Origin of the sequence: Methylothermaceae bacteria B42, assembly GCA_001566965.1 — a bacterium.
Classification (GTDB): domain Bacteria; phylum Pseudomonadota; class Gammaproteobacteria; order Methylococcales; family Methylothermaceae; genus Methylohalobius.
On record LSNW01000001.1, the window covers coordinates 1 to 11,200 of the forward strand.

Sequence of the window (11,200 nt, forward strand, 5' to 3'; positions counted from 1 at the left end):
AATCCGCTCTCAACTCAGCACCATTGAAGCCGGACGTGTGGTGTTGATTGAAGCTGACAGCTTTGAAGCAGGCTTACAAAAATCTGAACAAGCCACTCGTCTCTTGAAACAATTGCAAGATGATGGGGTTGTTGAAGATTTTTATCCGATTTATCCCTGGCTTGTTTCTCAGCAACTACAACAACGCAATCTGACTGTTTACAGAAAATACACAACAGCTGATTATCAAAAGCAATGGCATGAGGTGTTATCAACACAGGGGCTGTCTGTTTCCAGGCTTGGGAACTTAAGAATTGAGAATGATACGTCATTGAATCCGAAACAAGTCATGCGCTCACAGATCAAAGAATTAATTGGCACACAGGTCATGCAGAATTCCGATCAATCGTTATTTGTTATCTGGCTTGGAAAACATACACCAGCAGTAGTGGATGATGCAATGAAAGCTGTTGACGGAGTGCGTTATATCAGCCAGCACGACACCATCAATAAAATGGCACACAATTACCGAACATCTGCTGTTGATGCATTGAGTATCGGTTTGCTTACAATTTTTCTGCTGTTATTATTACGTTACCGTAATCTTTCGACGGCAATAACGATACTACTCCCGGCATTGTGCGCGATTATTTTTATTTTTGGTTTCTGGAGTTTGTTGAATCAGAAAATCAGTTTCTTACACATTATCGGGTCATTATTGTCCATCGCTATTTGTGTCGATTATGGTATTTTCTATGCTGAAAATCGTGCACATAACCAATTACACACTTACCAGGCTATGGCTGCGTCCATGCTTACTACGCTTGCTGCATTTGCATCGTTGAGTATTTCCAGTAACCCATTATTACAAACGCTTTCAATCGCCGTGACATCTGGAGTTGTGATTGGTTTTTTATTGTGTCCCATCCTCATTAAGTTTAAACCCTGAATCCGTGACTTCGCTACGGCACAAGGCGCAAGTTCTTGATGCCACAGAGGTTAAAAAATATCCACTTAACCGATGGGTGAAGCTAGGAACTTTTTGAAACCCTATTTAAACCAATAGCTTACCCGAATTGAAATCACTGGTTCAGGTAAAAGTCAAAGCGATTGTGACTAAACAAATCGCCGCAATCGAGTGCTGATGGTTGTCTAAAGAGATGAAGATTGAGCCAATAATGCATATTTCTGGCATCTTGATTGAGCCATTTTTATGCAGTATTGACTATAATTAGATGATTGAGCGACCCTAACCCAAGTAAACAGAGCGAGGCAATACAATGAGTGACTCCACTCAACAAAACAGCAATGATCTAACAACAAATCCTGGCTGGGAAAAAACAGTACTGGAGAAAATTGCCTTATCTGCAATTGAAGAACAAAAACGTGCCAGGCACTGGAGTACTTTTTTTAAGTTATTGACTTTTCTGTATCTGGCTTTGGTATTGTACAAAGTCTTTGTTCCCGGGTTTGGCATTGACGCTACCCGAAGCGGTGGAAGCCATACTGCGGTGATCGATGTGGTTGGTATGATTACTGAGGACTCGGAAAGCAATGCTGACAGAGTAACAAAAGGTCTGCGTGAAGCAGCTGATGACAAGGCGACCAAGGGGATTATTCTGCGTATGAATACTCCGGGTGGCACGCCTGTTCAGTCAGCTTATATATATGATGAAATACGCCGTATCAAACAACAGCATCCAGAGTTGCCAATTATTTCGGTTGTCTCGGATATCTGTGCTTCCGGTGGCTATTACGTCGCCAGTGCTGCAGATAAAATCTTTGTCAATAAATCAAGTTTAATTGGCTCCATTGGGGTGTTACTCAACGGCTTTGGATTTGTTGACACGATGAAAAAACTTGGAGTAGAACGAAGGCTATTAACTGCGGGGTCTCACAAGGGCATCATGGATCCGTTTTTGCCAATGAAAAAGGATGACCAAGAACACGTCGAGCATGTATTGTCTACAGTCCATCAACACTTCATTGATGCTGTAAAAGCAGGTCGTGGAGAACGTCTGCATGCTGATCCGAGAATTTTTACCGGGTTATTCTGGTCAGGTGAAGAAGGAATACAATTAGGTCTGGCTGATGGGGTTGGAACCGTGCGCTCAATAGCAGAGCAAGAGATCGGTGAAACCAATCTTGTTAATTTTACTCCACAGGAAAATTTACTCGATCGTTTAGGTGGGAAGTTTAAAGTAGCGTTCAGGCTGGCAATACAAGAGTACGCGAGTGGAATCAGTATCCAATGATTCAGCGCGAATTCAGGTCGACAATCTATCATGGTTGTCAATACTAATTATTTTAAAGTTACATTTGTTTACGTTTAACTTTCTGCCGAAGGACAAGTCAATTGTACACAGTTAATCCAAAATTCAACATCTACCGAAAAGTGTGCATCCTATGAATAGACGGGCGTTTCCTCATTCTCGTCGTATTCACATACGAATAATGCAGCGAGTCTTGCTACTTGTTGTTATTTTTGTGGTCAGCGTTAATTTATTGGCAGATGATGATGCCTCTGCTCAGCAGCCCACTATCTCACTTGATGTTGCTGTGAATAAGGTCAGAGGTCAATATGCCGATGGAAAAATAGTCAAAACAGATGAGGAAGAGTCAGGAAGTGGAAAAGTCTATGTGATCAAGATGATTACAGCTGATAACAGAGTTTTGCACATCCGGGTTAATGCTCAGTCAGGCGAGATTGTTGACTAACGCTCTTCAACTAGCGAACAATTTCACAAGAAAAATAATGATTGTTAATTCGTGCCTAAATGTCTCTCGCGGTTCGGGCTATGTTATGTCTTGTCATGGTGAGACGATACCTTTTTGACTTGCTGTTTATGGCTCAGTTGGCTTCCAGGGGAAGGCTTCTAGTACAATGCAGCCATATTGTTTAATGCTGTAACATATTGAGAACTCTTATTTCCTTGACTCGAACAGACCGATATGCGGACATTAATTGTAGAAGATGAAATTCAATTGGGCACACAGCTGAAAAGATACCTCAGTGATAATGGCTGTATCGTCGATATTGCAGTGAATGGTGAAGAAGGTTTGTATATGGGGCGTGAATTTCCGGTTGAAGTCGCCATTGTAGATATTGGCTTGCCTGATTTTTCAGGCATTGAATTGATTGACCGATGGCGTAAAGAGGATTTGTCATTTCCGGTATTGGTGTTGACTGCGCGTAGCCAATGGCAGCAAAAAGTTGATGCTCTGGACAATGGAGCAGATGACTACCTTGTTAAACCTTTCCACAACGAAGAATTACTGGCACGTTTAAAAGCGCTTGTAAGACGTGCAGCAGGTTTTGCTCACCCACTGTTAGAAGCAGGGCCGATAAAGCTTGATACTGTCTCCCAGGACGTCACAGTTGATGACAAACTGCTTGAGCTCACAGCTTATGAATATAAAGTACTTGAATATCTGATGTTGAAGCGTGGAAGCGTCATTTCCAAAATGGCATTGACAGACCACCTCTATGAACAAGACTTCGAACGTGATAGTAATGTCATTGAAGTATTTATTGGTCGATTACGTAAAAAACTCGACCCGAATGGGACATTGAATCCCATTGAAACACTGAGAGGGCGGGGCTACCGCTTTACAATCTAACTGTTTTGAAGTTCTCCCTGAATCTGCTATCAAAGCGGTCTATTCATCTCAGGCTGGTTCTGGCTGCGATTTTGTCTCTTATTGCATTTCTGGGTTTAGCTGGTATTGCCCTTGAGCGGGCATTCCGGGAAAGTAACCAGCGAGCGATTCATGAACGACTTCAGCTTTATGTCTATACATTAGTGGGCTTTGTTGATGTAAAAACAGATGGCTCAATTGAATTGCCAGAAATTTTACCTGAACCACGATTTTCAACCATGGGATCAGGTCTGCAAGGCTTTGTTCTGGATCAGTTTGGAAATCAAATGTGGCGATCACCCTCAGCGGTGGGAATGTCCATAGAAGTACCCGATCCAATCCCGGAAACAAGTGAGCTGGTTGTTCGTAACAAAAAACAACGTTTGGAACTGTTTTATCCGATAGCCTGGGAAATGGAGCAAGGCACAAAAAACCTTATTTTTGTTGTTACAGAGCATATGAATGCGGTGGAGCAGCCAGTGCTACAGTTTCGTAAAACACTTTGGAACTGGCTGGGCGGGATTGGTTTGCTTCTTGTTGTAACCGAGATTGGGATACTTGGCTGGAGTCTGCAACCTTTGCGTCGTATGTCCAAGGACGTGGAATCGATCGAAGCGGGTGGTATTGATCGGTTGCCAGATGATTACCCGCCTGAATTGCAAGGTCTGGCTAACAACCTGAACGCCATATTGAATAGTGAACGCTCACATAAAGAGCGCTACCGAAACACATTGGCAGATCTGGCGCATAGTTTAAAAACACCGCTTGCAATTATACGCGGTGCATTTTGTGATCAGATGAATCAATCCGATGAGCAAATACAGATACTTTGTAATCAAGTGTTGCGGATGGATGACATTATTGAGTATCAACTTAAACACGCGGCAGCGACAACAAGACCATTAATCTCACCTGAAATCGTTGTCTCTCATATTATCAACAAAGTCACGGATGCACTGAAAAAAGTGTATGCCTCAAAAAGCATTCAGATAAGAATACTATGTCCGATGAATGGAAAAATCAGTTGTGAAGAAGGTGATTTTTATGAGATTGTTGGCAACCTGATGGATAATGCATGCAAATGGTGTCATACAACGGTAGAAGTTAAAGTTGAATTTCCCCGTGAATTACACAAGAAGCAGTCGGGACTTTACCTTTGTATTGATGATGATGGTTCTGGTATTCCGGATCATAAATTGCAACAAGTTCTTCAGCGAGGTGTCCGCGCAGATCAAACGACTGCTGGGCACGGCATTGGTTTAAGTATTGTCAAAGAGCTCGTGCAGCTCTGTCATGGCAGGCTTGAATTTGGATCCAGTGTGCTCGGGGGGTTAAAGGTTGAGGTTTTTATCCCAGCTCCACTTTAGCCTTGATATAGTCCTGGCGAGCAGATCAGCACTACGATTAACGTAGTGCTGAGCAGAGCAAATAATAAAAATGCTTTGATTCAATTCTATAATGAATTCGTTGCATTTAAATCCTGTAGGGCTTGTTCCAGACGAGTTGCCATTGCAACTTCACCTGCACGTTGCCATACACGTGGATCATAATATTTTTTGTTCGGTTTGTCATCGCCTTCAGGATTGCCAATCTGTCCTTGCAAATAGGCTTCATTCTCCTTGTAATAATTCATGACGCCTGACCATGTTGCCCACTGAGTATCAGTATCGATATTCATTTTAACAACACCATAACTGATTGATTCTTTGATTTCTTCAGGTGTTGATCCTGAGCCGCCATGGAACACAAATGTCAATGTGTTTTCTGGTACGTTGTATTTCTCTGTGACATATTTTTGTGAGTCACGAAGAATTGTTGGGGTGAGTTTTACATTGCCGGGTTTATAGACTCCGTGGACATTTCCAAATGAGGCGGCAATTGTAAAACGATCGCTAATTTTACTCAGGTTTTCGTAAGCGTATGCGACTTCTTCTGGCTGAGTATATAATAGTGACTGATCCATGTCAGTGTTATCGACACCATCTTCTTCGCCACCTGTCACACCTAATTCAATCTCCAGGGTCATATCCATCTTGTTCATACGCTGCAGATATTGACCGCATATCTCAATGTTTTCTTCCAGGCTTTCTTCTGATAGGTCGAGCATATGTGAGCTAAACAGGGGTTTTCCGGTTTTCGCAAAATGTTCTTCACCAGCATCGAGTAAGCCATCAATCCAGGGAAGCAGTTTCTTTGCCGCATGGTCAGTATGCACAATCACTGGGACACCATATTTCTCTGCCATTAGATGGATGTGTTGGGCGCCTGAGATAGCCCCATAAATCGAGTTCTGCTGACCGTCAAGTTTGAGTCCCTTGCCTGTAAAAAAAGCGGCTCCACCATTGGAGAACTGAATAATAATAGCAGAATTCGCCTTTGCAGCAGCTTCCAAAGCAGCATTAATGGAATCAGTATTGATGACATTGACTGCTGGTAGTGCAAAGTTATTTTGTTTGCAAATTGAAAATACTTTTTGTACATCATCGCCGGTGACAACGCCTGGTTTCACGACGTCTAATATTTTTTGTGTCATATGGGGTATCCTTTTATAAGCTTAAACTGTTGCCTTGTTTTCATGGTTCAGGAGGCAAGGTCAATTGAGTGACTCGGTTGTTTCCTCTGGTGTTAATACAGGGTAATGGATACTGTGGAAACGTTAAATATCACAATACTGAATGCTCTGATTCGGTATATCTGGTCTACAAGCTGAAAAAACCTTGCTGTTAATAAGCAACAGCAAGGTTTTTCAACTCTATCCGCACTCAGAAAAGGTAGATTCTGAGCGTGATGGATTTTGGTGTATTACGAACAGATACTAGGCAGTTTCGAGAACTTTTTCGATGTTTTCTAACCTTTCTGCAAGTAATTCTTCCAGCGAGACCAGAGCTTTCGAAAAACCATCAATGCCTTCAGTTAGCTTGTCTGATGCCATACGGTTTTCTTCATGCATTTTGTCGAATGTTGCCTTATCCATCGATATTTTTTCAATAGAGGCGTTGGCCGCAGATTGTGGATCCAGCTTGCGAGGCAGGTCTGCCTCTGTGTTTTGAAGCTCATCCAGCAGGGCAGGGGCGATTGTTAACAGATCGACACCAGCTAATTCCGTGATTTCACCAATGTTGCGGAAACTTGCTCCCATAACCTCAGTGTCGTATCCGAATTTTTTATAGTAATTATAGACTTGTGTTACTGAAAGAACACCAGGGTCTTCAGCAGGTGGATATGAATCACGACCGGTGTCTTTTTTATACCAGTCAAGGATTCGTCCGACAAAAGGAGATATCAGGGTGATATCATTCTCAGCACAAGCGATCGCCTGGTGTAAACCAAACAATAGCGTCAGATTACAGTGGATGCCTTCTTTTTCCAGAACAGCAGCAGCTTGAATACCTTCCCATGTGGAAGCAATCTTGATCAATATGCGTTCACGGGAAACGCCAGCATTTTCATACTGTGCAATCAGCTCACGACCTTTGGCAATTGTAGCATCGGTGTCGTAAGACAGTCTGGCATCGACTTCTGTTGAAACACGACCGGGGATGATATCAAGTATCTTGAGACCGAAAGACACAGCGAGACGGTCAAATGCAAGTGTAACGACCTCCGCTTCAGATGCATCTTTACCCAGCGTCTCTCTAGCACCTTTTAATGTATCATCAACAATACTTTGATATTGCGGCATCTGTGCTGCTGCGGTAATCAGAGATGGATTTGTTGTTGCATCCTGGGGTTTGAAGGTTTCAATGGCCTGGATATCGCCTGTGTCAGCAACAACCACGGTCATTTCTCTAAGTTGTTCGAGTAGATTTTTAGCCATAATTATGTACCCATTGTGGTTATATTAGTAAAATGCTCATCAGAGTGAATTATACTCCGAAAGCTCCATCAGTGCTGTATTCTGAATGAGAAAGAGGCTAACCATGCAGATGAACTCATTCTGCTGGCCAGTAAATTATAGATGTTGAGACCTTAGCCTTGTTCCGTATATCGTCAATGTATCACCACAAATTTTACGTCAGATATTCTCTGAGACAAATCATTTCAAAATCGAAATTAAACTATTAATGTGCTCAAATACTGGAGTGTATAGTTGCACAGCCATATCAAAGCAGGCTGATTCGAGCTAGGTGATTGCTAAAACAGGTATCCTGTAGTTACCAAAAAGGTTATTACAGTAGTTGCTTCAATCAACAACAAGCATTAGAATCCGCACAAGATCTTTACCAAAGAGTTGCAGATGAACAGTTAATCAAAAGCTGGAAAAACACAAGTGACTTTACCTATGGGGTATTCTAATCCAGCTTAAACACCACGATGCGCTCATTTTCAATGAGACCGGAAATAGGTTATAAGAGACGAGGTCTCATCTGCCAAGATGTATTCAAGCACTCTCGATAAAATATCAGATAATCAATAGATTTTGCGAAAAGTTAGCCTAGTTTTTGTAAATAAACTTCAACGCTACTCGGAACAGCTGGTTGCTGTTCAATTGCTGCAGCAGTAACTTTTGCCAAGTACTTCGCAACGCCTGTTGGAGCTGCGGCTTTCGCAGCTGCCTCCGCCCGTTTTTGATATTCAGGGATAATTTGTTTGACTAAATATTTAGCTACACCAGTTAGTACAGGGGGGTTTGCATTTTCCAGATACTTGGCAACTCCTGTCGCAGGTCTTTCTGCAGGTTGCTGACTAGCTTGTGACTCAGCCTTGGACGTTGCTGACTGTGTTGCTGTTTGTTGATTAAGTAAATATCGTGCTACACCAGTAAGTCCATCTGTTTGTCCGTTATTCTCCTGGTTATCAGCTGAAGGTTCTTCAGCTATAGCAGTTTGTTTGTTGAACATTCGTCCGAGTAAATTCTTTGCCATAAATCACACCTGTTAGTTTCCTATGTAAACATGTTTATGTCGTAATCAAAATAACATAAAGGAATACAGGAAGTTTTAATAGTTAATTGATAATTTTTTCTCGATGATTATTGTATCTGCAGCATTATAAATTGTTCTTATATCTTATTCTTGCATCGCAGCGTATGTGATGTAAGCAACTTGATCACCTATGCTGCTAATTTAATGGTAAATCGACAGAGTCAACATTACAATACTTGTCGATGAAGTTGCTGGTAAGCGAGAGTAATTGAATAAACACCTTGCATAGCCCAGCAACTTTATAGTCTGGATATTTCAGTTAGTATAAAAAGCAGCTACTTTTTATACTAACTGTTGTCACGTAGATATTTTTCAACACCTGTCGCATTTGCTATGGTTTGTTGTTCCAAATACTTAGCCACTCCTGTCGGCTCAGCCATCTGGTTTTTTCTTAAATAGTTTGCAACACCTGTGCTACCGCTAGGTGCCGCAGTAGCTGCGGCTGCAGACATATTGTCCTGTTCAGTTGTAGTAGGTCGTCTACTATACAAAAAAGCTCCTGCAGCTATCAGAACAACGAGTCCGATAAGATATTGGCTCATCCCTGAGTCACTGGCAGTTGTTTCAGTTGCCTCGCTTGACGCAACGCTACTGCTAGAACTGGTTGTTGATGTGCTTTTGGTCGAGGAAACAGAGCTTTTGCTGACGGAACTTGTTTTGGAACCACCGCTTTTAGCAATATATGCTTTGTCTTGATAAAGAATAACTGGCTCAAAATCATCAGGATACTTCGATGAACTACTAGAGCTTGTACTTTTTGTCGTTGCTGTTGAGCGTTGCTGTTGAGCTGAACCGCCATGTTGTGCAATGTATTCTTTATCCTGATACACAATCTGAGGTGTAAAGTCCTCTGGATAGTCAGACTGAGCTAACGCAAGACTACTGCCTGTGAGCAGCAGAATTGAAAAAAAACTATTGGTCAAATAAATTGTCTTCACCTGTCTTTGCCTCTCTATACGTTGTTACTATCTAATGACTGGAAATGTATTCTTTATCCTGATAAAGGATAACGGGTTCAAAATCGCCTGGTACATTTGAATCAGAACGAGACGAGCTACAAGGACATGAACAAGATCCAGTGGTACTCACTGACGCAGTAGTTGCCTGGGTCTGCTCTGAAACACTGTGTTGTGCAATGTACTCTTTATCTTGATAAATGACCTGCGGAGTAAAATCCTCGGGATAGTCAGGTTCAGCTAGTGCTATCTGACTGACACTGTATATCAGCAGAATCGAAAACAAATTTGTTGGAAACTGAATCGTTTTCACCTTTGAATGCCTCACTATTAGATAGAATAAATACTAAAGAACAGCTTCAACCTGACTAACAACATTATCAGTAGTAAAGCCAAATTCTTTGAACAGATCTCCTGCTGGTGCAGATTCACCGAAACGATCAAGACCAACAACAGCTCCATTTGAACCGACGTATTTCCACCATCCATCAGTGACACCTGCCTCAATTGCAACGCGTTTGGTTACCGACGGAGGAAGCACGGAATCCTTGTACGCCTGATCCTGATTATCAAACACATTCGTTGAAGGCATTGAAACAACGCGTATATTTTTGCCTTTTGTGGCAAAATGCTGTGCGGCCTTGAGTGCGAGTTCTACTTCTGAGCCCGTAGCAATGATAATAGCGTCAGGTGTTGAGCCGTTATCAATTACTGTATAACCACCACGCGAAATCGCCTGAATTTGCTGTTCGCTACGGTCAATGTGCGCGAGACCTTGACGTGAGAATATCAAAACAGATGGCCCATCATTCCGATCGATTGCAGCTTTCCATGCAACTGCTGATTCTACTGCATCACAAGGACGCCAGACTTGCATGTTTGGTATCATTCGCAATGTTGCAGTTTGTTCGACTGGTTGATGTGTCGGACCGTCTTCACCGAGACCGATAGAGTCATGTGTGTAAACGAAAATGCTTGGGATCTTCATCAACGCAGCCATACGCAACGCATTGCGGGCGTACTCAGAGAACATCTCGAATGTTGCACCGTAAGGTTTAAATCCGCCATGCAATGTTATTCCGTTCATCATTGCAGACATACCAAACTCACGGACACCGTAGTACACATAATTTCCATCATTGCCAGGCGCATTGACATCTTTACAGCCAGACCAGATGGTGAGGTTGGAGCCGGCTAGATCAGCAGAACCGCCAAGCAATTCAGGTAAAAGTGGTCCAAAACCATTCAGTGTGTTTTGAGATGCTTTTCGGGAAGCAATGGTTTCTGCTTTCTCGTTTACTGAGGCGATGAAGGCACTGGACTGGTTTTCCCAGTCAGCAGGCAAATCGCCTGCAATGCGGCGTTCAAATTCTTTTGCAAGATCAGGGTGTTCGCCACGATATGCTTCAAAACGCTGATTCCACTCTGTTTCCTGCTGACTTCCTTTCTGATTCGCGTCCCATCCGTCAGAAATTTCCTTGGGAATTTCAAATGGAGGATGCGGCCAGCCGATGGTTTTACGAACCAGTGCAATTTCTTCATCACCAAGTGCAGCACCATGACAGTCTTCTTTTCCCTGTTTATTAGGAGATCCCCAGCCGATGATGGTCTGGCAGCATATCAGGCTTGGTTTGTCAGTGACTGAGCGAGCCTCGTCAACCGCTTTTTTCACTGCTTCTGCATTGTGACCGTCAACAACAG

General features: G+C 42.6%; 10 protein-coding genes and 1 pseudogene. 5 read left to right on the plus strand and 6 right to left on the minus strand.

Features of this window, described 5'->3' with window-relative positions; genetic code table 11:
- The 5 genes and pseudogenes from AXA67_00005 to AXA67_00025 all read left to right on the plus strand — a co-directional run bounded on the left by AXA67_00005 (position 1) and on the right by AXA67_00025 (position 4,985).
- Positions 1-928 (plus strand): annotated as a pseudogene (locus AXA67_00005) (hypothetical protein).
- Between the two features lie 331 nt (positions 929-1,259).
- Complete coding sequence (locus tag AXA67_00010) at positions 1,260-2,234, plus strand: peptidase S49 (GenBank protein ID KXJ42068.1); 975 nt, start codon at positions 1,260-1,262, stop codon at positions 2,232-2,234.
- Between the two features lie 199 nt (positions 2,235-2,433).
- Positions 2,434-2,697 (plus strand): hypothetical protein, encoded by a 264-nt coding sequence (locus AXA67_00015; GenBank protein KXJ42069.1) that lies wholly within the window; start codon positions 2,434-2,436, stop codon positions 2,695-2,697.
- Positions 2,698-2,931: 234 nt separating this feature from the next.
- The gene (locus AXA67_00020) at positions 2,932-3,600 is read left to right on the plus strand and encodes a two-component system response regulator (GenBank protein ID KXJ42070.1); all 669 of its coding nucleotides are present in this window, start codon (positions 2,932-2,934) and stop codon (positions 3,598-3,600) included.
- 332 nt (positions 3,601-3,932) lie between these two features.
- The gene (locus AXA67_00025) at positions 3,933-4,985 is read left to right on the plus strand and encodes a hypothetical protein (GenBank protein ID KXJ42071.1); all 1,053 of its coding nucleotides are present in this window, start codon (positions 3,933-3,935) and stop codon (positions 4,983-4,985) included.
- Positions 4,986-5,071: 86 nt separating this feature from the next.
- On the opposite strand, the gene AXA67_00030 is transcribed toward AXA67_00025, so the two are convergent.
- From AXA67_00030 to AXA67_00055, 6 genes are all read right to left on the minus strand, one after another.
- Positions 5,072-6,151, minus strand: coding sequence for a class II fructose-bisphosphate aldolase (locus AXA67_00030; protein ID KXJ42072.1), 1,080 nt, complete (start codon positions 6,149-6,151; stop codon positions 5,072-5,074).
- A gap of 282 nt (positions 6,152-6,433) precedes the next feature.
- Complete coding sequence (locus AXA67_00035; GenBank protein KXJ42073.1) at positions 6,434-7,435, minus strand: transaldolase; 1,002 nt, start codon at positions 7,433-7,435, stop codon at positions 6,434-6,436.
- Positions 7,436-8,048: 613 nt separating this feature from the next.
- Positions 8,049-8,483, minus strand: coding sequence for a hypothetical protein (locus tag AXA67_00040; protein ID KXJ42074.1), 435 nt, complete (start codon positions 8,481-8,483; stop codon positions 8,049-8,051).
- Positions 8,484-8,830: 347 nt separating this feature from the next.
- Positions 8,831-9,085 (minus strand): hypothetical protein, encoded by a 255-nt coding sequence (locus AXA67_00045; GenBank protein KXJ42075.1) that lies wholly within the window; start codon positions 9,083-9,085, stop codon positions 8,831-8,833.
- Positions 9,082-9,342: a hypothetical protein gene (locus AXA67_00050; GenBank protein KXJ42076.1), complete on the minus strand. Its 261-nt coding sequence runs from the start codon at positions 9,340-9,342 to the stop codon at positions 9,082-9,084. The genes AXA67_00045 and AXA67_00050 overlap by 4 nt, the downstream gene beginning before the upstream one ends.
- A 503-nt stretch (positions 9,343-9,845) precedes the next feature.
- A partial coding sequence (locus AXA67_00055; protein ID KXJ42077.1) for a transketolase occupies positions 9,846-11,200 on the minus strand: 1,355 nt, incomplete at its 5' end.